Genomic DNA, 22,788 nt, shown 5'->3' on the forward strand with positions numbered 1-22,788 from the left:
GAAAGGACAAATGCGCCTCTACTATCATCCGGTTTCTTCCAATTCCCGCCGCGTTCTTCTAACAGCGATCATATTGGAAGCAAAGTTGGAGCTCATCACTGTTGATCTGCTCAAGGGCGAGCACAGAACCGGCGCATACCTCCGAATCAACCCGAACGGCAAGGTGCCTCTGCTGGACGATGACGGATTCTTGCTTTGGGAATCTCACGCGATCATGCAATATCTGGCGGATAAGAGAGGCGCAGAAGCGCTATACCCCCAAGATATTCAGCTTCGCGCTGATATCAATCGGTGGCTTTTCTGGTCTGCGTACCATTTCACCCCGGCAGTCGGCATCATCAGCAGAGAGCGAATCTCCAAGAAGATGGTTGGCGGAACAGGCGGCCCCGACCCGGCTGAAATCGCGCGGGGCGAGGCCCTGATCTTCGCGTCTGCGAAAGTGCTTGACGAGCATCTTGCTGATAAGCAATGGGTCGCCCAGGACAGGCTCACCCTGGCAGACCTGGCGATTGCATCTCCTCTTATGCATACTGAGGCGGCGAAGCTTCCAATCGCGGCATACGAGCATCTACAAAGATGGTTCGCACAGGTTCGCGCCTTGGATGCATGGCAGAAGTCGGAACCTGCCCGCTCCGGCGAGCTACGGGCACGGCTCTCATAACGTACGGCGAAGCGTTGCTACACCACCTGCAGGGCGCGGGCCGCGTCCAGCGCCGCCTGTACGCCGTGCATCGGCCGGCAGTTGCTCTCCACCAACTCCGCAGAGTCCGCCATCCATGGATGCGCGTAGGCCACGACATCAAAGCCCTGGGCATACGCCTCATCTGCCGCCTGCGCGCATGCCGCCATGCATGCCGCCTGTTTGCCTTCCTGGTAAAGCGCCCAGGCGCCGGGAATCAATCGAACCGTCACACTCGCGCCGGTGGCGGCCGCGTAGTGCTCGAAGAGCGCCCGGTTCGATGCAACGCTTGATTCGACGGCACAGAGCACGGCAAGGTTTCTTCCGGCGCGCGACGCCGCTTTGGCCAGGGCCGCGTCCGCCCGGATGATGGGAACGGAGGGTGCTGCCATGGTGTCGGCCGCGGGGCCAAGCGTTGCGCACGTCACGATTACCGCATCGGCCTCGGCCATCAAGCCCCGCAGCGCTTCGTGGACCAGCCCGTGTGCGCCGCCGCCTGGCGCCGATCGCTGTGCCATTGCCTGCCGAAGATCTTCGCGAGTTGCATGGCGAATTTGATCTGATGACCAGCCGGCTTTCACTGCCGCGCGTCCGAAGAGCGCTTTGTTGCTTTCGATCGTGTGCAAAAACGAGATTTTCATGCGGCCTATCCTTTCGAAGCAAGGTTCGAAAGGATTGTTCTATTGGCTTCGTGTCGCAACAAGGCCATTGGCAATACTGGTATCGACAGTTCCCCCAGAAATGAGCCGATTCCAGCCTGTCGACCGGCTTCCCTCAGCTACCCCTACTACAACCCCACCTCCCGTCCCTGTCGATCCAGCTCCACCACCTCTTCCATCAACCGATAAACCGCCCGGTTGGCCCCCAGCGATACCCCATCCACGGTACTCACCGCCATCCCGCTATACCCATCGAACGCCCCATAGGCGATAGGCGCGCCAATACTCTGCGCCACATCGTCCCAAGCGGGCAACAACGCAGGCCGCCCACAGGCCAATGCCATGGCCGCCGCAATGGCATAAGCCCCCCAGTTGGACACCGATGCCGGCAGCAGGAAGTCGACCATCGTGGAATCCAGCAAGCCACCATGGCAATCGCACCCGCAGTCCCTTCCATACGGATGGCGGCTTTCCAGCTGCTCGCGGATTCTCCCAAAGCCGATTTCATTGCCGCCATCGCCCACGCCCACTGTCAGCACGCCACGCTGGCGCAACGCCTGGGCCAGCACGTGCGCATGGGCCACCCAATCGGGGTCTTTGGCCTTGCCGCTGCTGTTGTGAAATACCCCCTTCAGATTGGGTCCGGGCTTTTCCACAAAAAACGCCCCCGATAGATCCGGTAGTTGTTGCAGCAGCTGTTGCACAAACGGCCCTGCCGCCGCGTTGCCGGCGGGAAACGGCAGGCACCATGCGGCGTTGCTGCGCTGCCGCCAGGAATTTTCGGCCAGCAACGGCGTACCGCCAGCCTGTATCGATGCCTGGATGCCAGGCAGGAACTGCGCTTCGGACAGCACGCAGGTACGCACACCCAGTGCGGCGAACATACGCGCCAGCACGGCCGCGCCCGACGGCCCGTCGGTTTCGCCGTGCGGCAGCCACACCGGATTGCCGGTGCCCGTTACCACGATGACGGTACCCAGATGCAGGCGCGGCACCAGGGCCTGCGAGATCTGGCCGCAGATGGGTGTGCCGCCCTGCTGTTCGCGCGCCACGCCGTAGCGCAGTTGAGTGCCGCCCTGCTGGGCCGGCTTGTTCTTGAGTTCGAGGTTGGCGATGTGGTCCAGGTAGTCGTAAAACCACGGGTTCACGCCGGCGGCCGCGATGTTATTGCTCATTCCAGCCCCTGTCGAAGCCGATATCCAGCCAGTTTTCCCACAGCTTGGAGATCGCGGCGTAGTCCAGCCGGTCCAGCCCCTGGCCATGGGCGATTTCGTACACCGTGTGCGAGGCCTGCATGGTGAACAGCGGCACGCCCAGTTCGCGGGCCAGGTCCAGCGCCAGCATCGAGTCCTTGCGGGCGTTGGCAGTGGGCATGCCGCCTTCGAAATTCTGCTGGCGGATGCGCTCGCCGAAGCGGTGCGTCAACGGCCGCAGCAGGCCGGATTCGCGCTCCATCAGCGTGTAGTACACCTCGATGGGCACGCCCGCTTTCACAGCCAGAGCGGCGCCTTCCAGCAGCATGACCATGGTGGTGTGCGCGACGGCGTTGTTGACCAGCTTGGCCCGCATGCCGCTGCCCGCCTCGCCCAAGTGGAATATTTCTTCGGCGGCGGCTTCCAGCACGGGCTTCGCGCGCGCGTAGTCGCCCGCCGAAGCGCCCACCAGGAAGGTGGCGCGGCCCTGTTGCAGCTTGTGCACGCCGCCGACGATGGCGGCGTCGACCACGGTGGCGCCGTGCTGCGCGGCCAGCGCGCATAGCTCGGCGACGTCGTGCGGGCTGACGGTGCTGGTTTCGATGATCAGGCGGCCCGCCAGGCCGCCTTGCGCCAGCTCGCTGGCTGCCGCCAGCGACGCCGCGGGCGTGGGCAGGGATAGCAGCACGATGTCGCACCGCGCGGCCAGCTCGGCGGCCGTGGCTGCGATGCGCAAGCCAGCCTGGCGCGCCCTGTCGCATTGGCTCGCGTCGCGGTCATAGCCCATGACGCCGAAGGCGTGCATCAGCGGCACGGCCAGCGACAGGCCCGCGTTGCCCAATCCGACCACGCCGATGGCGGGCTTGTTCCGATCCATGTTTTAACTCTCCAATTGACTGCAAGAAAATCTGCCTAGCGCGAGGCGCTGGCGACGGCATCTTCATAAAGACTGGCGTCGTGTTCGAGCCACCACGTGGGAAAGAATGGCACCCGGGCGGTGACGACATCGGTCCAGTTGGCCGATAGCTTGCGTTCCAGCATGGCGACGTGCTCGTGGGCGCGCGACAACACGAATTGCTTGTGGCTGGGTAGCAGCGCATCGATTTCCAGGGCAGCCAGGCGCCGCACGGAATCGCGGTAGGCGCGGAAATCGGTGTTGGCCGACACGGTGCCGTGGCCGCCTTCGGCGAACACGGTGTCGCCGCCGAATAGCACGCGCTTGCCGCCAAATTGCAGCAGCAGGGAAATCGAGTCGCTGCTGTGGCCCGGCGTATGCACAACTTGCAGCCGCAAGCCGCCCACCGCGATCTCGTCGCCGTCTTCAAGACTGCGCGCGACCGAAGCCCCCTGCGAAGGAATGCCACGGCGCGCGACGTGCGAATGGGCCCACTCACCCTCTTCCACCGTGGCGCGGCCCAGGCTGTGCGCCAGGATGCGCGCGCCCGTGGCGCGCTGCCACCAGGCGCAGCCGCGCGCGTGATCCCAGTGCGTGTGCGTAAGCACGATCTGCCGGATCTTTTCCAGGGGCACGCCGTCGCTTGCCAGGTTGGACTGCATCCACTCGGGCTGTATGCCGCTGCCGGCGTCGATCATGGCGGCTTCGCTGCCGCCGTCCACCACGTAAATGTGCGCATCGGTGGGGTGCGACACCCCCATGCCCCCGCCGCCTATCATGTAGATGGCATGCGCGCCGTCGGCCAGTATTTTCATTGGCGTCTCCGTGTTCGTGTGCGGGCCTAGTCCACCTGGGCGCCGGACGCCTTCACCACCACGGCCCACTTGGCGATTTCGCGCTGGATATAGTCGGCGAATTGCGCGGGCGTGTTGCCCACCGGGGTGGCGCCCAGTTCCAGCAGCTTGCGGCGGGTGTCGGGGGTATGCACGATGTCGGCCACGGCGGTGCTGATTTTTTTCACCACGTCGGGCGGAGTGCCGGCCGGCGCCAGCAGGCCGTACCACGAGCCCACTTCGTAGCCCGGCAGGCCCGATTCGGCCAGGGTGGGCACATCGGGCAAGGCCGGGTCGCGCTGCGGGCTGGTAACGGCCAGCGCCTTCAGCTTGCCGGACTTCACGTAGGGCATGGCGGACGGCAACGTGTCGAAGATCACCTGAACTTGCCCGGCCAGCAAGTCGGTGACGGCGGCGGCGGTGCCGCGATACGGCACGTGCACCATCTTCACCCCCGCCATCGAATCGAACAATTCGCCCGCCAGGTGGTGCGAACTGCCGTTGCCGGCCGAACCAAAATACAACTTGCCGGGGTTGGCCTTCAGGTAGTCGATGAACTGCGCCACCGAATCGACCGGCACCTTGGGATTGACTTCCAGCACGCTGGGCGTGGATGCCACCAGCCCGATCGGCGCGAAGTCTTTCACCGGGTCGTAAGGCATGCGCTTGTACAGGCTGGCATTGATGCCGTGCGTGGCCACGGTGCCCATCAGCAACGTGTAGCCATCGGGTTCGGCATGCGCGGCGGCGTCGGACCCGATGTTGCCGCCCGCGCCGGGACGGTTGTCCACCACGATGGGCACGTTCCAGCGGGTACCCAGTTCTTGCGCCAGGATGCGCGTGACCAGGTCGGTGGTGCCCGCGGCGGCGAAGGGCACGATGATGCGGATCGGGCGCGCGGGGTAGGTGTCGGCATGCGCGGGCAGCGCGGCGAAAGCCAGGCAGGCCGCCGCGGCTGTGCATGCCAGACGGTTCCAAAAGAAGGACATCAGTTGCATGAGTTTGTCTCCTGTTGGCCGTCGGGATTTTTCGGCCAGTATGTTCACATTGTGCACATATCGAAAATGCGATAGAGTGCAGATTCCCGTGGGTGCTACGGCTGTTTTTTGAAGACTCTACGAGCAAGCCTGTTTCCAGGCAAGCAAACCCAGTAAATTTATGATCACATTATGATCATGCAAAAAACCCCACTTCATTCCACGCCCCGCTCCGGCACCCAAAGCATCGAACGCGTTGTGGCCTTGCTGCGCGAACTGACTGTCTGCCGCAAGGGTGCTTCGTCCGCGCAGTTGGCGGCGCGCACGGGCATCGACCGCAGCACCGCGCATCGCATGCTGCAGTGCCTGGCCGCCGAAGACCTGCTGGCGTACGACGCCGACACGCGGCGCTATTCTTTCGGCCGGCTGGCCTACGACATTGGCATGGCCGCGGCCGAACGGCTGGACCTGCCGCAGCTGTGCAAGCCCGCGCTGGCACGCATTGCCGACGACACGGGCGATACCGTGTTCCTGATGGTGCGCAGCGGCGACGATGCGGTGTGCGCCGACCGCGCCATCGGGTCGTATCCCATCAAGACGTTCGTGGTGGATGTGGGCACGCGCCGCCCGCTGGGGGTGGGCGGCGGCAGCCTGGCGATGCTGAGCGCGCTGCCGGACGACGTGGCGGAGCTGGTGCTGGGCCACAACGCGCAACGCATCGCCACTTATGAAGGCATGAGCGTGGACCGGGTGCGCGCCCTGCGGGCCAAGGCACGCAAGGCGGGCTATGTGGCGATGGACGTCGTGGCAGTGCCGGGCGCGCGCACGGTCAGCGTGGCGATTCTGACGGCGGCGGGCCGGCCGGTGGCCGCGCTGAGCGTCACCGCTATCGCGCTGCGGATGACGCCGGCGCGGGAAAAGGAATTGGCCAAGATATTGCAGCGCGAGGCAAGCGAGCTGGGCAAACTGCTGGACCAGCGGGTGGCGCGCGGGGACCGGGGGGATTGAAGCTTGGCAAGCAGGCGCCTGACTCTCGGAGGGCGTCAGACATCGAGGGGTGCGACGGCTGTCTCAAGCAGTGCGGTGTCTGACACCCTTTGGGAGTCAGACACCTGTCTCCTGGCTTTCTGAGACACCTGTGCTGCACCTGCGCGCTTTTGCCGCTCAGGCCAGCGGCACTCCCGGCGATGAGGCTGAGCGCGTGCCCGGCAAGGGCGTACAGCTCTGCGGATAGTAGGTGTGCACCAGCGACAGTTTTACCTGCTGGCTGCTGTTCTGCCGCGCGGCGTGCAGGGTGCGGCAGTGGAAGAACACGACGTCGCCGGGTTGCAGGTCGGGGCATACGGCGCGGTCGATCCATGGCTGGTTTTCGGGCAAATCGGCGTGGAAGAATTTCTTGTCGTCGAATTGCGCGGCCGAAAACGATTGCGCGTGCGAACCGGGAATGAAGAACAGTCCGCCGTTGTCGGCGGTTTCGTGCCCCAGCGCCAGCCAGGTGGAAACCAGGTCGTCGTCGCTGAACGACCAGTAGCGGATGTCCTGGTGCCAGCCGGTCAGGCTGCCGTAGGCGGGATGTTTGGTCATCACGCAGTTGTGGTGCACGGTGGACAGCACCGGCGTGTCGGCGAAGTAGGCGCGCATCCAGGCGCCTACCTCGGACGAGGTGGCCCAGGCCTGGAACAACGGGCCGCGCCCGTAGGCGCCCAGCAGCCGGCGCACGGTGGATCCGCCCTGCGCCTGGCGCGATGCGGGCGCGCCGGGGTATTGCAGGTCGGCTTCGTATTCAATCGGCCCGACTTGCCGGGCCAGGTCTTGTTCGGCCTGGCCGCGCAGCGCGGCCACCGTGGCGGGCGCGGCGAACTGGCGGGCCACCACGAAGCCCTGCTCGCGCAGTGTGGCCACCTGCTCGGCCACGGATGATGCAGACATTCTGAACCTCGAACGAATAAAAGCCAGACCATGCCCAGCTTACCGCGCCCGGCCGTTGGCGGCGCGCGGGCCTGGGCCTAGTCGCCGCGCGGCTCGGCGGCGGCCTCCAGCCGCGCGGCGTCGCGTTCGCGCTCGACATTGCGCACCCACTCGCGCCACACGGCCACCAGCAGGGCCATCAGCACCGGCCCGACGAACAAACCCACGATGCCCATGGTCTTGACGCCGCCGATCAGGCCGAAGAAGGTGGGCAGGAACGGCAGCTTGACCGGCCCGCCTACCAGCCGCGGGCGCAGGGTCTTGTCGACGATGAACAATTCGATGGTGCCCCAGGCCAGCAGCGCCAGGCCCGCCACCAAGTGGCCCGAACCGATCAGGTACAGCGACACCAGGGTGAACGACAGCGGCGCGCCGCCCGGAATCAGCGCCATGAAGCCGGTGACCACGCCCAGCAGCACCGGCGAAGGCACGCCGGCCAGCCAGTAGGCCACGCCCAGCACCACGCCCTCGCCCACGGCGATCAGGCTCATGCCGGTAACGGTAGAGCCCACCGTGGCCGGCACCACCCGCGAAAAGCGCTGCCAGCGCGTGGGCAGGATGCGCTCGCCCAGCACGTCGAGCTGGGCGATCATGCGGTCGCCGTCTTTATAGACAAAGAACAGGGTGATCAGCATGAACACCACGTTCAGCACCAGCTGGAACACGTTGCCGGTGGCCGACAGCACCATGCGGTAGATGTTGCCCAGGTGCTCGCCGCTGACCATTTCCACCAGGGCGCCCAGGGCGTGCGGCTCGCCCAGATAGGTTTGCCAGTACACGGCCAGGCGCGGCCCCACGGCGGGCAGCGAGGAAATCCAGTCGGGCACCGCCATGCCGTGGCGGTTGGCGGCCAGCGCCCAGGCGAAGAAGTTGCTGGCTTCCTGCACCGCGTACGACAGCGCCAGCGTCAGCGGCACGATCAGCACCAGGATGACGCCCACCAGCGCCACGGTGGCGGCCAGGGCGGTGCGGCCGCCGCACTTGCCGACAATGCGCTGGAACAGCGGCCAGGTGGCCAGGCCGATGATCAGCGCCGCCAGGGCGGGAACCAGGAATCCGCTAAGAAAATAGGCGCCCGCCAGCAGCACCAGCAGCAGTAGCCAGCGGGCGATCAGGTACGCGGGTAGGACGGGCTGATGCATGGGGCGGGAAACGGGGGGTGCGTGGACGCGACGCCCAAATATACAGTACGGAATTCACCCCCCGCCCCGGCCGCCGCGCCGGCGCGGTTTTACAGCACGTACTCGGCCTCGATCGCCACGCCGCGCCGGGTGGCCCGCTCGGCCGCCGGGGTAAGCTCGGCTTTCTCGACGCCGGCGCAGCCTTCGCTGCCGTCGCCGCCGCTGAGCAGCGGGCAGCGCGCGAACAGCTCGGCAACCCAGTCGGAAAACACCCGCACCTTGGGCGACAGCTGCCGGCTTTGCGGATACAGCAGCGAGATCGGCACCGGGCGCGGTTTCCATTGCGGCAGCACTTCGATCAGTTCGCCGGCCTGCAGGTGCGGCAGCGCCATGAAGCGGGCCGTCTGCACCAGGCCGAAGCCCTGCAGGGCGCAGGCCAGGTGGGCGCTCCAGTCGTTGACCGATACGCAGCCCGGCACGTCGATTTCGCGGGTCTTGCCGTCGATGACGAAATCCCAGTTGCAGTTGCGCCCGGAACGGCTGGAAAAGTAATGCACCGCGTAATGGCTGTTCAGGTCGTCCAGCGTGTGGGGCATGCCCTGCCGCTCAAGGTAGGACGGCGCCGCGCAGGTCAGCACCTGGAACGTGCCGATGCGGCGCGCCACCAGGCTGGAGTCTTCCAGTTCGCCGCCGCGGATCACGCAATCGACGGCTTCCTGCACCATGTCGACCCGGCGGTCGCCCATGCCGAGCACCAGCTCGACGTCGGGATAGCGGGTGTGGAACTCGCACAACGCGGGGATCAGGATCAGGCGGCCGATGCTGGCCGGCACGTCGATGCGCAGCTTGCCCTTGGGCCGCAGCGCCGCTTCCTGGAAGCAGGCTTCGGTTTCTTCGACTTCGGCCAGGATGCGGGTGCTGTGCTCGTAATAGGCGGCGCCGTCGGGCGTGAGGCTGATGCGGCGCGTGGTGCGGTTGAGCAGGCGCACGCCCAGGCGGCGCTCGAGATTCTGGACGGCGGTGGTGACGGTGGTGCGGGGCAACGCCAGGCTGTCGGCGGCCCGGGTGAAGCTGTTGGCGTCGACAACGCGCACGAAGACCTGCATGGCTTGAAAGCGGTCCATGGTCGTGTCCTGGATGGCAATAAATGAAATGAGTGCGCTCAGCATACCGCGCTTTGCGCCGCTATTGTTCGTCCGGTTCGACTAGTGTTGACGATCCAGCAATGTTTATCCCCTGGTGGAAAACATTCAAAATGCAATCGTCTTGAATTGACCGATAGCCTCAGACCAACGCCCCGCGCTGGTCCCTGCCCCCGCGGGACGCCTGCTTCCCCGCCGCCCTTGGTCATTCGTCCCCATATTATGTTCAAGGAAACACCATGACTGTTTCGCGCCAACGCATTGTATTGCTGGCGGTTTTCGCGGCCCTGATCGCCGCCGGCGGCAGCTACACCCTGCTGCGCGGCCCGGCCGGCGGCGGCGCGGCCCAGGCCCAGTCGGCCCCGGCCGCCCCCGCCGTGGACGTGGCGCCCGCCCTGGGCAAGACCATTGTCGACTGGCAGGATTATTCCGGCCGGCTGGAAGCCATTGACCGGGTCGACATCCGCCCGCTGGTATCGGGCACGCTGACCGCCGTGCACTTCCAGGACGGCAGCCTGGTGAACAAGGGCGACCCCCTGTTCACCATCGACCCCCGCCCCTACGCGGCCGAAGTGGACCGCGCTGCCGCCCAACTGGCCGCCACCCGCGCGCGGGTGGCCTTCACGGCGTCGGAACTGGCGCGCGGCAAGCGGCTGCTGGCCGAAAACGCCATCGCCCGCCGCGATTTCGAGTCCAAGCGCAACGACGCGCGCGAAGCCGCCGCCAACCTGCAGGCGGCCGAGGCCGCGCTGGACGCGGCCAAGCTGAACCTGGGCTACACCGAGATCGTGGCGCCGGTGGCCGGCCGCGTGTCGCGCGCCGAGATCACCGAGGGCAACGTGGTGGCCGCGGGCGCCAGCTCGGTGCCGCTGACCACCCTGGTGTCGGTGTCGCAAATGTACGCGGCCTTCGATGTGGACGAGCAGGCCTACCTGAAGTATGTCAGCCCGGCCCGCGCCGCGGGCGTATCGGTGCCGGTGCAGCTGGGCCTGGCCAACGAAGCGGGCTATTCGCGTGAAGGCGTGGTGAAGTCGGTGGACAACCGCATCGACACCTCGTCGGGCACGATCCGCGTGCGCGCCGTGTTCAACAACCCCGACGGCCTGCTGGTGCCGGGCATGTACGCCCGCATCCGCCTGGGCGGCACCCAGCCGCGCGAGGCGGTGCTGGTGGAAGAACGCGCCATCGGCACCGACCAGGACAAGCGCTTCGTGCTGGTGGTGGACGACGCCAACAAGACCGCGTACCGCCAGGTGTCGCTGGGCGCCAGCCGGGGCAACCTGCGCGTCATCACCAGCGGCCTGAAGGCCGGCGAGCGCATCGTCGTCAACGGCCTGCAGCGCGTGCGCCCGGGCGACACGGTGGCGCCCAACCTGGTGTCGATGGACACGCCGGCGGCCGCCGTGCAAACCGCCGCGGCCAGCCTGAACTAAGCGATCGGAAGCAAGCATGAATATCTCGAAATTCTTCATCGACCGGCCGATCTTCGCGGGCGTGCTGTCGGTGATCGTGCTGCTGGCGGGCCTGTTGGCCATGTTCCAGCTGCCGATCTCCGAGTACCCCGAAGTGGTACCGCCTTCGGTGGTGGTGCGGGCACAATACCCCGGCGCCAACCCCAAGGTCATTGCCGCCACGGTGGCCTCGCCGCTGGAAGAGTCCATCAACGGCGTCGAAGACATGCTGTACATGCAGTCGCAGGCCAACAGCGACGGCAACCTGGCGGTCACCGTGTACTTCAAGCTGGGCGTCGACCCCGACAAGGCCCAGCAGCTGGTGCAGAACCGCGTGTCGCAGGCGCTGCCGCGCCTGCCGCCCGACGTGCAGCGCCTGGGCGTGACCACCACCAAAAGCTCGCCCACCCTGACGCTGGTGGTGCACCTGATCTCGCCCGACGACCGCTACGACATCACCTACCTGCGCAACTACGCGGTCCTGAACGTCAAAGACCGCCTGGCGCGCATCGGCGGCGTGGGCGAAGTGCAGATCTGGGGCTCGGGCAGCTACTCGATGCGCGTGTGGCTGGATCCGCAGAAGGTGGCGCAGCGCGGCCTGACGGCATCCGACGTGGTCAACGCGATACGCGAGCAGAACGTGCAGGTGGCGGCCGGCGTGATCGGCGCGTCGCCCACGCAGGGCGATGTGCCGATGCAGTTCTCGGTAAACGCCCAGGGCCGCCTGCAGAACGAAACCGAGTTCGGCAACATCATCCTGAAGTCGTCGCCCGACGGCGCCGTGACGCGGCTGTCGGACGTGGCCCGCATCGAGCTGGGCGCGCAGGAATACGGCCTGCGCTCGCTGCTGAACAACAAGCCGGCCATCGGCATGGGCATCATGCAGTCGCCCGGCGCCAATGCGCTGGACGTGTCGTCCCAGGTGCGCGACACCATGAAGGAACTGTCGGCCGACTTCCCGCCCGGGGTGGAATACCGCATTGAATACGACCCCACGCAGTTCGTGCGGTCGAGCATCAAGGCGGTGATCTCGACGCTGCTGGAAGCCATTGCGCTGGTGGTGCTGGTGGTGATCGTGTTCCTGCAGACCTGGCGCGCCTCGATCATTCCGCTGCTGGCGGTGCCGGTGTCCATTGTGGGCACGTTCTCGCTGCTGCTGCTGTTCGGCTATTCGATCAATGCGCTGTCGCTGTTCGGCATGGTGCTGGCCATCGGCATTGTGGTCGACGACGCGATCGTGGTGGTGGAAAACGTCGAGCGCAACATCGCGGCCGGGCTGACGCCGCGCGAAGCCACCTACCGCGCCATGCGCGAAGTCAGCGGGCCCATCATCGCCATTGCGCTGACGCTGTGCGCGGTGTTCGTGCCGCTGGCCTTCATGACCGGGCTGTCGGGCCAGTTCTACAAGCAGTTCGCCATGACCATCGCCATCTCGACGGTGATCTCGGCCTTCAACTCGCTGACCCTGTCGCCGGCGCTATCGGCCCTGCTGCTCAAGGGCCACCACGACAAGCCCGACTGGCTGACGCGCGGCATGAACCGGGTGTTTGGCGGCTTTTTCAACTGGTTCAACCGCTTTTTCGGGCGGGCATCCGATTCGTACGCCATTGGCGTCACCGGCGTGATCCGCCGCAAGGGCGGCGCGATGGCCGTGTACGCGGTGCTGCTGGCGGCCACGGTGGGCATTTCGTACCTGGTGCCGGGCGGGTTCGTGCCGGCGCAGGACAAGCAGTACCTGATCGGCTTTGCCCAGCTGCCCAACGGCGCCTCGCTGGACCGCACCGAAGACGTGATCCGCCGCATGTCGGACATCGCGCTGAAAGAACCCGGCGTGGAAAGCGCGATTGCCTTCCCGGGCCTGTCGATCAACGGCTTTACCAACAGCTCCAGCGCCGGCATCGTGTTCGTTACGCTGAAACCGTTCGAAGAACGCCACAGCGCGGCGCTGTCGGGCAATGCCATCACCGGCAGCCTGAATGCCAAGTTCGCCGGCATCAAGGACGCCTTCATCGCGGTGTTCCCGCCGCCGCCGGTGATGGGGCTGGGCACCATGGGCGGCTTCAAGCTGCAGATCGAAGACCGCGCCGCGCTGGGCTACGCCGAGCTGGACAAGGCCACCCAGGCCTTCCTGGCCAAGGCGCGCCAGACGCCCGAGCTGGGCCCCACGTTCTCGAACTACCAGATCAACGTGCCGCAGCTCGACGTCGACCTGGACCGCGTCAAGGCCAAGCAATTGGGCGTGCCGGTGACAGACGTGTTCGACACCCTGCAGATCTACCTGGGCTCGATGTACGTGAACGACTTCAACCGTTTCGGCCGCGTGTTCCAGGTGCGGGCCCAGGCCGACGCGCCGTTCCGCGCCCACCCCGACGACATCCTGCAGCTGAAGACCCGCAGCGACACGGGCCAGATGGTGCCGCTGTCGGCGCTGGTGGACGTGAAGCAGACCTTCGGCCCGGAAATGGTGGTTCGCTACAACGGCTACACGGCCGCCGACATCAACGGCGGCCCGGCGCCGGGCTATTCGTCTGACCAGGCGCAGGACGCGGCCGAACGCATCGCCGCCGAAACGCTGCCGCGCGGCGTGAAGTTCGAATGGACCGACCTGACCTACCAGCAGATTCTGGCGGGCAACGCCGGCATCTGGGTGTTCCCCATCAGCGTGCTGCTGGTGTTCCTGGTGCTGGCCGCGCTGTATGAAAGCCTGACGCTGCCGCTGGCGGTGATCCTGATCGTGCCGATGAGCATTCTGGCGGCGCTGACCGGGGTATGGCTGACGGGCGGCGACAACAACATCTTCACGCAGATCGGCCTGATGGTGCTGGTGGGGCTGTCGGCCAAAAACGCGATCCTGATCGTGGAGTTCGCGCGCGAGCTGGAAATGCAGGGCAGCACGCCCCTGAAGGCGGCCATCGAGGCCAGCCGGTTGCGCCTGCGCCCGATTCTGATGACCTCGATCGCATTCATCATGGGGGTGGTGCCGCTGGTGCTGTCCTCGGGCGCCGGCTCGGAAATGCGGCATGCCATGGGTGTGGCGGTGTTCTTCGGCATGCTGGGCGTGACGCTGTTCGGCCTATTCCTGACACCGGTGTTCTACGTACTGCTGCGGACCCTGAGCGCGCGCAAGCTGCACTCGGCCGCGCAACACGAGGCGCCGGTCACCGCGCCGCATACCGGCCATTGAAGAGAAACATTGATCATGAAGCACTTATTGACACGTGCCCCCGCCCTGCTGGCCGCGCTGCTGGTGCTGGCAGGCTGCGCGGTGGGCCCCGAGTACCACCGGCCCGAAGTCGACACGCCGGCGGCCTACAAAGAAGCCCTGCCGGCGCATGAAGCCGGCTCGTGGCAGGCGGCCCAGCCGGCCGAGCAGGCGCTGCGCGGCGAATGGTGGAAGCTGTTCGGCGACAGCACGCTGAACGCGCTGGAAGACCAGGCGCAGCAGGCCAACCACAGCCTGCAGGCCGCCGCGGCCCGCCTGAAGCAGGCGCGCGCCCTGCTGGGCGATGCGCGCTCGCAGCGGTTTCCCACCGTGGACGCCGGCTTCGGCCCCACGCGCCAGCGCCCTTCGCCGGCCTCGCAGGGCCTGTCGGCCAACGATTCGACCGATCCGTCGACGCTGTGGCGCGCCCAGGCAAGCGTATCTTATGAAGTAGACCTGTTCGGCCGCGTGGCATCCACCGTGGACGCCGCCACCGCCGACGCGCAGCAAAGCGAGGCCTTGTACCGTTCGGTGCTGCTGGCCCTGCAGGCCGACGTGGCGCAGGCCTACTTCCAGGTGCGCGAGCTGGACGCCGGCCTGCAGCTGTACCGGCAGACCGTGGACCTGCGCGCCGAGACCCTGCAGCTGATCCAGCGCCGCTACGACGCGGGCGACATCAGCGAACTGGACCTGGCGCGCGCCCGCTCGGAACTGGAATCGGCGCGTTCCGAGGCCCTGGGCTTCGAACGCCGCCGCGCCAATGCCGAACACGCGCTGGCCGTGCTGCTGGGCAAGGCGCCGTCCGAATTCAGCCTGCCTTCGCAGCCGCTGTCGCGGATCGCGGTCACTGTGCCGGCCGGCTTGCCGTCCACCCTGCTGGAACGCCGCCCCGACATTGCCGCGGCCGAACGCGCCATGGCGGCCGCCAATGCGCGCGTCGGCGTGGCGAAGTCGGCGTTCTTCCCCAGCCTGAACATCACGGGCGCGGCGGGGTTCGAATCGGCCGAGCTGGGCGACTTGTTCGAGTGGTCCAGCCGCACCTTCCTGCTGGGGCCGCTGGTGGGCGCGGCGCTGTCGCTGCCGATTTTCGACGGCGGCCGCCGCCAGGCCGGCCTGGACCGCGCCCGCGCGGTGTATGAAGAAGACGTGGCCAACTACCGGCAGACCGTGCTGACGGCCTTCCGCGAAGTGGAAGACAACCTGGCCAACCTGCGCATCCTGTCCAGCCAGACCTCGGCCCAGGACGCCGCGCTGCAGGCTTCGCAGCGCGCGGCGCGCATCTCGCACACGCAGTACCGCGAAGGCTCGATCAGCTACCTGGATGTGATCGAGGCCGACCGCACGGTGCTGGCGCAGCAGCGCGTGTCGGTGCAGCTGGACGGCGAACGCGCCCGTTCGGCCGTGAACCTGGTGCGGGCGCTGGGCGGCGGCTGGGACACGCCGCTGCCGCCGTCCCTGGCGCAACGATGAGGCCGTGCTTTGCATACGCGGCGGTGTCACCACCCGCTATGCCAGGTGGTGGCTCCCGAAGGGTGTCAGACACCGCTCTGTGTGCAGAAGGCCTAGTCTAAGCGTCGATGTCTGACACCCTACGGGTGTCAGACACCTGTGGCGGCAATGTCCACGTAGCATTCCTTGCCTGGAGTCGGCCATAATGTGGCGTCATGCCCGCCTTTTCCCGTTCCGCTGCGCCTGTCGCTGCGGCCGCCCCGGCCGGCGTCCGCCTGTTTTTCGCGTTATGGCCTGGGCCCGCACTGGCCGCCACGCTGGCAAGCTGGGCCGCACAAGCCCAGGCCGCCTGCGGCGGGCGCGCCATGCGGCCCGACACCTTGCACCTGACCTTGGCATTTTTGGGCGCGGTCGACGCTGAGCGCGCCGCCGCGCTGGTGGCTGCCACCGCCCGGCAGCGCGCCCGGCCGGGCAGCATCACCCTGGACCGCTACGGCACGTTCGCGCGCCAGGGCATTGTGTGGGCCGGCCCCGCCGAAGTGCCGCCGGCGCTGCAGCACACCCACGACGCCCTGTGGGACTGGCTGGAACCGCTGGGCTGGCCGCGGCCCGCGCAGGCGTTCAAGCCGCACGTCACCCTGCTGCGGCGGGCCGCGCGCCTGGACGGCACGCCGGCCGCGCCGCCGCCGGTGCAATGGCAGTACCGCCGCTATGTGCTGGTGCAGTCGCGTCCCCGCGAGGGCGTGGCCCACTACCAGGTGCTGGCCCGCTCGGCAGGCTGACCGCCCACCCGGCGCGTGGCACAATCGGGGCCCGTTCCCGCCCTGCGCACATCATGCTGATCCTGCTGGACCAAGACGGCGTCCTGGCCGACTTCGAGCATGCGTTCCTGGATGCCTGGCGCGCGCGCCACCCCGACATCGCGCCCGTGCCCTACGAAAGCCGCCGGTCGTTCCGCATCCTGGACGACTACCCGCCCGACCTGCGCGCCCGCGCCGAGGCCATCTATACCGCCCCCGGCTTCATCCGCGACCTGCCGCCGGTGCCCGGCGCGGTCGAGGCCTACCGCGAACTGCTGGCGCTGGGCATGGACGTGCGCATCTGCACCTCGCCCCTGCTGCAGTTCGAGAACTGCGTGGCCGAGAAATACCTGTGGGTGGAACGCCACCTGGGCCGCGCGGCCACCGAACGCCTGGTCCTGACCCGCGACAAGACCCTGGTGCGCGGCGACCTGCTCATTGATGACAAGCCGCGCATCCAGGGCGCGGTGCGGCCCAGCTGGCGCCACATCGTGTACGACACGCCCTACAACCGCCAGGAAACCGACCGCCCGCGGCTTACCTGGGCCAACTGGCGCAACGTGCTGGCCGGCGAGCTGTATACGGCAGACCGCTAGCGCCAATGCGGCGCCGCAGCGTGACACGGCCGTGGATTTCTGTATTCTGAATACAGAAATCCACGGAAGGCCGCCATGCTGAAACCGTTGCCCGCCGCCAGCGACCTGGCACACACCGTCTACACGCAACTGCGCGAAGCCGTCATCGAAGGGCAGTTGGCGCCCGGCCTGCGGCTGGGCCAGGAAGAGCTCGCCGCCCGCTTCGGGATTTCGCGCCAGCCGGTGCTGCAGGCCCTGGCCCACCTGGAACGCGATGGGCTGGCCATTCGCGCCGACGGGCGCGGCACCCTGCAGGTGGCGCCGCTCGACCCGCAGCTTGTGGCCGAGTTCTACCAGCTGCGCGCCGAAGTCGACGCCCTGGCGGCGCGCCTTGCCGCCCGGCGCGTGGCGGCCGGCGCCACGCCGCCGCTGCCCGCCGCGCTGGTCGAACGCGGGCTGGCCGCCCTGCGGCGCGGCCGCATGCCGGCCCTGATCGCCGCCGACACGCAGCTGCACCACGCCATCTACGAGGCCTCGGCCAACCGTCTGCTGGCCTCGGTGATGCGGCCGCAATGGGGCCACCTGGAACGCGTGATGTGCGCCGTATGCGAGCCGGCCGCCGTCCGGGCGGGCCTGTGGGACGAACACAGCGCCATCGTGGCCGCGATCAACGCCGGCGACGACGAGCGCGCGGCCACGCTGTCGCGCGAGCACGCCGAGCGGGCCGCGGCGGGGCTGATTCCGCGCCTTGCGACACCGCGCGCGTAAGGCGCGCCCCCTTCCCCTGCACCGGCGCGAGACGCCGGAAACACCAGAGCCGGCGCCAGCCGGCCCCACCCGGAGACGACGATGCAACTTACCGAAGCGCAACGCCAGCAATTCGACCGGGACGGGTATCTGTTCTTTCCCGCCCTGTTCTCGCCGCAGGAAATCGCCATGCTCACCGACGAGGTGCCGCGCCTGTATGCACAGGACCGGGCCGAGAACGTGCGCGAAAAGCATGGCGGCGCGGTGCGGACCAACTTCGCGGCCCACCTGTACAGCGCGCCGTTCGCGCGCCTGGCGCGCCACCCCCGCATGGTGCGCCCGGTGGAACAGCTGTTCGGCGAGCCCGTGTACATGCACCAGTTCAAGGTCAACGGCAAGAACGCGTTCGACGGCGACGTATGGCAGTGGCACCAGGACTACGGCACCTGGCTGAACGACGACCTGATGCCTTCGCCGCGGGCCATGAACGTGGCGATTTTCCTGGACGAGGTCAACGAGTACAACGGGCCGCTGATGTTCATTCCCGGCAGCCACCGCCTGGGCGTGCTCGAGGCGGGGCACGACACCACCACCACCAGCTACCCGCTGTGGACGATCAACAACGACAACATCCGCACCATGGTAGAGAAGGCCGGCGGCCGCGACGGCGGCATCGTCGCCCCGCGAGGCCCGGCCGGATCGATGCTGCTGTTCCATTCCTGCCTGGTGCACGCGTCGTCGTCCAATCTCAGCCCCTGGAACCGCGTCAGCGTCTACCTGAGCCTGTGCGCGGTGTCGAACCACATCCGGCGCTTCAAGCGCCCGGAATGGATTGCGCATAGAAATTTCGCCCCCATCGAATGCCTGCCCGACGACTGCCTGCAAAAGGACTATGCTGTGGAACTGCCATGGCAAGATGGCACGCCGGCCGAGGCGGCACGGACCTCGCTCGAGCGCCTCGAGGAGACTGCGCAATGAATCTGCACCGCATGCTCAAGCAACGCGCCGTAGACGGCAAGCCGCTGCGCGTGGCGCTGATCGGCGCCGGCAAGTTCGGATCGATGTTTCTCAGCCAGGCCCGACGCACGCCGGGCATCCAGCTGGTGGCCGTGGCCGACCTGCGGCCCGACCGGGCGCGCGCCGCGCTGACCCGGGTGGGCTGGCCCGCCGACGCGCTGCGGGCCGAAAACCCGGCGGATGCCGTTCACTCGGGCCGGGTGTATTTCAGCGACGACGCGGCCGCGGTGATCGCCTGCCCGGAAGTCGAGATCGTGATCGACGCCACCGGCCAGGCCGCGGCCGGCATTGCGCACGTGCTGGCCTGCTGCGAGCACGGCAAGCACATCATCATGGTCAACGTCGAGGCCGACGCGCTGGCGGGCCCGCTGCTGGCGCGCCGCGCCCGCGAGGCCGGCATTGTGTATTCGCTGGCCTACGGCGACCAGCCCGCCCTGATCTGCGAAATGGTCGACTGGGCGCGCGCCAGCGGCTTCGAAGTCATCGCCGCCGGCAAGGGCACCAAGTACCTGCCCGAATTCCACACCTCGACGCCGGACACCGTGTGGCCCTATTACGGCTTTACCGACGAGATGGTGGCCGCCGGCGATTTCAATGCGCAGATGTTCAACAGCTTCCTGGACGGCACCAAGAGCGCCATCGAGATGGCGGCGGTGGCCAACGCCACCGGCCTGCTGCCGGCGCCGTCGGGGCTGCACTTCCCGCCCTGCGGCGTGGACGACCTGGCCCGCGTGCTGCGCCCGCGCGACGACGGCGGCATGCTGCACCATCGCGGCCAGGTCGAGGTGATTTCGTCGCTGGAACGCGACGGGCGCCCGGTGTTCCGCGACCTGCGCTGGGGCGTCTATGTCACCCTGGCGGCCGACAGCGACTACGTGCGGCGCTGCTTCAAGGAATACGGCCTGGTCACCGACCCCACCGGCAACTACGCGGCCATGTTCAAGCCCTATCACCTGATCGGTCTGGAACTGGGCATCAGCGTGGCCAGCGTGGGCCTGCGCCACGAACCCACCGGCTCGGCCTCGGGCTGGCACGGCGATGTGGTGGCCACCGCCAAGCGCGATCTTGCCGTCGGCCAGGAACTCGACGGCGAGGGCGGCTATACCGTGTACGGCAAACTGATGCCGGCGCGCGATTCGGTCAAAGACGGCTATCTGCCGCTGGGGCTGGCGCACAAGGTGAAGCTGAAGAACCCGGTAAAGCAGTCGCAGCCCATCCGCTGGCACGATGTGGACTTCGACGAACGCGCCCCGGCCGTGCAGTTCCGCCGCGAAATGGAACAATCGTTCGCCTGAAGGCGCGGCCCGAGAAGTTCAGATGGTGAAATTCTGCTGCCCGTGGCTATGGGCAGCGCGGCAGGGCGCCGATATGCTGGCAAAGACCACCGGCGGCCCGCCCTTGCCGCCCCGGCATTTCACCAGGAAGGACCTCTTTATGGCACACCCCGGCATCAGCCTGGACCACCAGGTACTGCACGACGGCTTCGTCGTGGAAATACACGAGAAAATCGAGCAGCTGCTGCAGGATGCCGCCGCCATCGAGCAGCTGCGCCTGCTGTGGCAGCAGGCGCCCGTCATGGTGTTCCGGCGCCAGTCCATCGAAGAGCACGAGCAGGTGCAGTTCAGCCAGCAATTCGGCACCTGCGAAGTCATCAGCCGCAAAGACATCCTGTCGCCCTACCAGGACGAGGTCATTTACTTCAGTACGCTGCGCTATGCCGACGGGCGGGGCGTGGGCGGTTTTGCCGGCGGCGATGACGTGGCCTGGCATTCGGACCAGACCTTCATGCGCCAGCCGGCCACGGGCGCCATGCTGTACGGCGTGGAAGTGCCCAAGGGCGGCGGCGACATCTACTGGGCCAACCAGTACGGCGCCTGGGACAGCCTGCCGGCCGACATTCAGGCGCTGATCGAAGGCCGCACCGGCACGTACCGCTATGCCAAGCGCATGGCCATCATGAACCCGCTGGAACTGAAAAAAGACACTGCCCAGGCCAAGGCGATGCTGAGCCTGCCCGACGCCACGCATCCGCTGGTGCTGACGCACCCCATTACCGGGCGCAAGGCGCTGTACGCCGACCCGACCACGCTGGTGGCGATCGACGGCCTGAGCGACGCCGACAACGAGCGCGTGCTGCCGCTGCTGTTCGAGGCGGGCAGCCGCCCCGAACTGGTGTACCGGCACAAGGTGCGCAACGGCGACCTGGTCATGTGGGACAACGGCTGCACCATGCACCGGCGCGACGAAATGCGGCTGGACCAGCCGCGCCTGATGAAGCGCACCACGTTCCGGCTGTCGCCCCAGGCCTACTGCGCGCCGCACTGAATCCCCATCGCATCCACCGCAAAGGAAGCCAAGTGAATCGATCCCTAGTCTATCTGCGCGTGAACCGCGTGGACGCCGCCGTTTGCGCGCAGGCGCAGGAAGCCACCGTGTCCGACCTGCACGAGGCCGAGTTCGCCGCCGGCCGGCGCGGCCTGATGTCCAGCCGCATGCGGCCCGTGCTGGCCGGCCGGCGCATCGCCGGCCCCGCCGTCACCGCCTATTGCGGCCCGGGCGACAACCTGATGATGCATCGGGCGCTGTACCTGGCGCAGCCGGGCGACGTGCTGGTAGTGGTGTGCGAGCCGGCGATCTCGGGCGCGCAATGGGGCGACATGGCGGCGCGCTATGCGCTGAAGAAAGGCCTGGCCGGCATCGTGGTGCAGGGCTGCGTGCGCGACACCGATATGCTGCGCGAACTGGGCAGCCCGACCTGGTCCACCCACGTGCTGTCGTCGCATCCGGACAAGGCCGGGCACGGCCGCGTCAACGCGCCGCTAGTGTGCGACGGCGTGTCGGTGTCGCCCGGCGACCTGATCGTGGCCGACGGCGACGGCGTGATCTGCGTGCCGCGCGAGCACGCGGCGCAATCGGTGGAACGCGCCCTGGCCCGCATGCGCAAAGAAGACGCCATGGCCCAGGAAGTGGCCAACGGCGCCGCAGTATGGGACCTGAGCGGCGCGGCGGCCAGCTACGCCAAGATGGACATCCAGGAAATCGACGCCGCCTTCGATGACGTGAAGTAGGCCCGGCTATTGCAGATGTCCGGCTCCCGTCAGGGTGCCGGACACCGCTGTAGGCCGCAGTCGTCTCAGTTGTACGGTGTCCGACACCCTGCGGGAGTCGGACACCTGCCGCGCATCTGCTCAGGCGTCAAAGACGTTCGGCGAAGAAATCCAGGAAGCAGGCGATGCGGCGCGCCAGCTGCGTGTTGCGGTAGTACACCGCATGCATGGGCTGCACGTAGTCGGTGCAGGCGTCTTCCAGCAGTTGCACCAGCCGCCCCTCGGCCAAGTCGGCCTTCAGCATGAATTCGGACAGGCAGGCAATACCCACGCCGTCGATGGCCAGCTGGCGCTGGGTTTCGCCGCTGGACGCCGCCAGGGTGGGCACGATGGTGAATTCGGCGCCGCCCGCATGGCGCAGCGGCCATACGTTCAGGGTTTCGGGCTGCGTGAAGCCCAGCAGCTCGTGCTGGCGCAGCGCTTCGGCCGTGGCCGGCGCGCCGCGGCGCGCCACGTAGGCCGGGCTGGCCACCACCAGCCGGCGCGACGGCCGCAGCGGCCGCGCGTGCAGGCTGGAATCCGACAGCGGGCCGGCGCGCAGCGCAATATCGGTGCGGTGCTCGACCAGATCGACGATGCGGTCGTTGCTGGTCAGTTCCAGGGCGATTTCGGGATAGCGCTGGCGGAACTCGGCGATGTGCGGCACCACACAGTGCAGCATGACCGGCGCCGAGGCATCCACCCGCAGCTTGCCGGCCGGCTGCTGGCGGCGGATGCGCATGCATTCTTCAGCGTCGTCCAGGTCGCCCACGATGCCGCGCGCGCGCTGCATGAACAACTGCCCTTCTTCGGTCAGCTCCATGCGCCGGGTGGTGCGCGTCAGCAGCGTCACCCCCAGCTGCGTTTCCAGGCGCGACAGGCTGCGGCTGACGCCCGAGGCCGTCTGCCCCAGGAACTCGGCGGCGGCGCTCATGCTGCCTGTGTCCACCACCGCCAGAAAGACGCGCAAAGCATCAGAGCTGAGTGCCATTTT

Annotated in this window: 21 protein-coding genes; 12 read left to right on the plus strand and 9 right to left on the minus strand. The window is 67.4% G+C overall.

Translation table 11 applies throughout. The features are described from left to right. The first annotated feature begins 10 nt into the window (after positions 1-10). Positions 11-661 carry a glutathione S-transferase family protein gene (locus J2P76_RS20215; protein WP_207409638.1) on the plus strand — a complete coding sequence of 217 codons (651 nt, stop codon included), beginning with the start codon at positions 11-13 and terminating at the stop codon, positions 659-661. Positions 662-678: 17 nt separating this feature from the next. Here J2P76_RS20215 and J2P76_RS20220 read toward each other — a convergent pair whose 3' ends face one another. The 5 genes from J2P76_RS20220 to J2P76_RS20240 all read right to left on the minus strand — a co-directional run bounded on the left by J2P76_RS20220 (position 679) and on the right by J2P76_RS20240 (position 5,257). Further along, the gene (locus tag J2P76_RS20220; protein ID WP_207409639.1) at positions 679-1,320 is read right to left on the minus strand and encodes an arylsulfatase; all 642 of its coding nucleotides are present in this window, start codon (positions 1,318-1,320) and stop codon (positions 679-681) included. 146 nt (positions 1,321-1,466) lie between these two features. Further along, positions 1,467-2,513 (minus strand): glutamate cyclase domain-containing protein, encoded by a 1,047-nt coding sequence (locus J2P76_RS20225; protein WP_207409640.1) that lies wholly within the window; start codon positions 2,511-2,513, stop codon positions 1,467-1,469. Then, on the minus strand, positions 2,503-3,408 hold the full coding sequence (locus tag J2P76_RS20230; RefSeq protein ID WP_207409641.1) for an NAD(P)-dependent oxidoreductase: 906 nt from the start codon (positions 3,406-3,408) through the stop codon (positions 2,503-2,505). The genes J2P76_RS20225 and J2P76_RS20230 overlap by 11 nt, the downstream gene beginning before the upstream one ends. 35 nt (positions 3,409-3,443) lie before the next feature. Next, on the minus strand, positions 3,444-4,241 hold the full coding sequence (locus tag J2P76_RS20235; RefSeq protein WP_207409642.1) for an MBL fold metallo-hydrolase: 798 nt from the start codon (positions 4,239-4,241) through the stop codon (positions 3,444-3,446). A 26-nt stretch (positions 4,242-4,267) separates the two neighbouring features. After that, a complete protein-coding gene (locus tag J2P76_RS20240; RefSeq protein WP_207409643.1) occupies positions 4,268-5,257 on the minus strand; it encodes a Bug family tripartite tricarboxylate transporter substrate binding protein in 990 nt (329 codons plus the stop codon). Positions 5,258-5,434: 177 nt separating this feature from the next. Between J2P76_RS20240 and J2P76_RS20245 the strand changes: the two genes are divergently transcribed. Beyond that, a complete protein-coding gene (locus tag J2P76_RS20245) occupies positions 5,435-6,244 on the plus strand; it encodes an IclR family transcriptional regulator (protein ID WP_207409644.1) in 810 nt (269 codons plus the stop codon). A gap of 156 nt (positions 6,245-6,400) precedes the next feature. On the opposite strand, the gene J2P76_RS20250 is transcribed toward J2P76_RS20245, so the two are convergent. The 3 genes from J2P76_RS20250 to J2P76_RS20260 form a co-directional block, all read right to left on the minus strand. Further along, on the minus strand, positions 6,401-7,165 hold the full coding sequence (locus J2P76_RS20250; RefSeq protein WP_207409645.1) for a phytanoyl-CoA dioxygenase family protein: 765 nt from the start codon (positions 7,163-7,165) through the stop codon (positions 6,401-6,403). Positions 7,166-7,242: 77 nt separating this feature from the next. Continuing rightward, positions 7,243-8,346: an AI-2E family transporter gene (locus J2P76_RS20255; protein ID WP_207409646.1), complete on the minus strand. Its 1,104-nt coding sequence runs from the start codon at positions 8,344-8,346 to the stop codon at positions 7,243-7,245. 89 nt (positions 8,347-8,435) lie between these two features. Then, a complete protein-coding gene (locus J2P76_RS20260; protein WP_207410609.1) occupies positions 8,436-9,449 on the minus strand; it encodes a LysR family transcriptional regulator in 1,014 nt (337 codons plus the stop codon). 257 nt (positions 9,450-9,706) lie between these two features. On the opposite strand from J2P76_RS20260, the gene J2P76_RS20265 reads away from it, so the two are divergent. The 10 genes from J2P76_RS20265 (at position 9,707) to J2P76_RS20310 (ending at position 21,776) form a co-directional block, all read left to right on the plus strand. Then, positions 9,707-10,900 carry an efflux RND transporter periplasmic adaptor subunit gene (locus J2P76_RS20265; protein WP_207409647.1) on the plus strand — a complete coding sequence of 398 codons (1,194 nt, stop codon included), beginning with the start codon at positions 9,707-9,709 and terminating at the stop codon, positions 10,898-10,900. Positions 10,901-10,916: 16 nt separating this feature from the next. After that, positions 10,917-14,102 (plus strand): efflux RND transporter permease subunit, encoded by a 3,186-nt coding sequence (locus J2P76_RS20270; RefSeq protein WP_207409648.1) that lies wholly within the window; start codon positions 10,917-10,919, stop codon positions 14,100-14,102. A 15-nt stretch (positions 14,103-14,117) separates the two neighbouring features. Further along, complete coding sequence (locus J2P76_RS20275) at positions 14,118-15,590, plus strand: efflux transporter outer membrane subunit (RefSeq protein WP_207409649.1); 1,473 nt, start codon at positions 14,118-14,120, stop codon at positions 15,588-15,590. 194 nt (positions 15,591-15,784) lie between these two features. Beyond that, entirely contained in the window at positions 15,785-16,351 is a 567-nt protein-coding gene (gene thpR / locus J2P76_RS20280) for an RNA 2',3'-cyclic phosphodiesterase (protein ID WP_207409650.1), read from the plus strand. A 53-nt stretch (positions 16,352-16,404) separates the two neighbouring features. Continuing rightward, positions 16,405-16,965, plus strand: coding sequence for a 5'-3'-deoxyribonucleotidase (locus J2P76_RS20285; protein ID WP_207409651.1), 561 nt, complete (start codon positions 16,405-16,407; stop codon positions 16,963-16,965). 75 nt (positions 16,966-17,040) lie between these two features. Continuing rightward, positions 17,041-17,712 carry a GntR family transcriptional regulator gene (locus tag J2P76_RS20290; protein WP_207409652.1) on the plus strand — a complete coding sequence of 224 codons (672 nt, stop codon included), beginning with the start codon at positions 17,041-17,043 and terminating at the stop codon, positions 17,710-17,712. A gap of 81 nt (positions 17,713-17,793) precedes the next feature. After that, positions 17,794-18,669 (plus strand): phytanoyl-CoA dioxygenase family protein, encoded by an 876-nt coding sequence (locus J2P76_RS20295; protein WP_207409653.1) that lies wholly within the window; start codon positions 17,794-17,796, stop codon positions 18,667-18,669. After that, on the plus strand, positions 18,666-20,003 hold the full coding sequence (locus tag J2P76_RS20300; RefSeq protein WP_207409654.1) for an NAD(P)H-dependent oxidoreductase: 1,338 nt from the start codon (positions 18,666-18,668) through the stop codon (positions 20,001-20,003). The genes J2P76_RS20295 and J2P76_RS20300 overlap by 4 nt, the downstream gene beginning before the upstream one ends. Before the next feature lie 139 nt (positions 20,004-20,142). Next, positions 20,143-21,033 carry a TauD/TfdA dioxygenase family protein gene (locus J2P76_RS20305; protein ID WP_207409655.1) on the plus strand — a complete coding sequence of 297 codons (891 nt, stop codon included), beginning with the start codon at positions 20,143-20,145 and terminating at the stop codon, positions 21,031-21,033. A gap of 32 nt (positions 21,034-21,065) precedes the next feature. After that, positions 21,066-21,776, plus strand: a complete 711-nt coding sequence (locus tag J2P76_RS20310) for a 4-carboxy-4-hydroxy-2-oxoadipate aldolase/oxaloacetate decarboxylase (protein ID WP_207409656.1) — start codon at positions 21,066-21,068, stop codon at positions 21,774-21,776. A 127-nt stretch (positions 21,777-21,903) separates the two neighbouring features. On the opposite strand, the gene J2P76_RS20315 is transcribed toward J2P76_RS20310, so the two are convergent. After that, positions 21,904-22,785: a LysR family transcriptional regulator gene (locus J2P76_RS20315; protein WP_207409657.1), complete on the minus strand. Its 882-nt coding sequence runs from the start codon at positions 22,783-22,785 to the stop codon at positions 21,904-21,906. Between the last annotated feature and the right edge of the window lie 3 nt (positions 22,786-22,788).

The sequence above is a fragment of the Bordetella petrii genome (assembly GCF_017356245.1).
In the GTDB taxonomy this organism is placed as follows: domain Bacteria; phylum Pseudomonadota; class Gammaproteobacteria; order Burkholderiales; family Burkholderiaceae_B; genus Bordetella_A; species Bordetella_A petrii_D.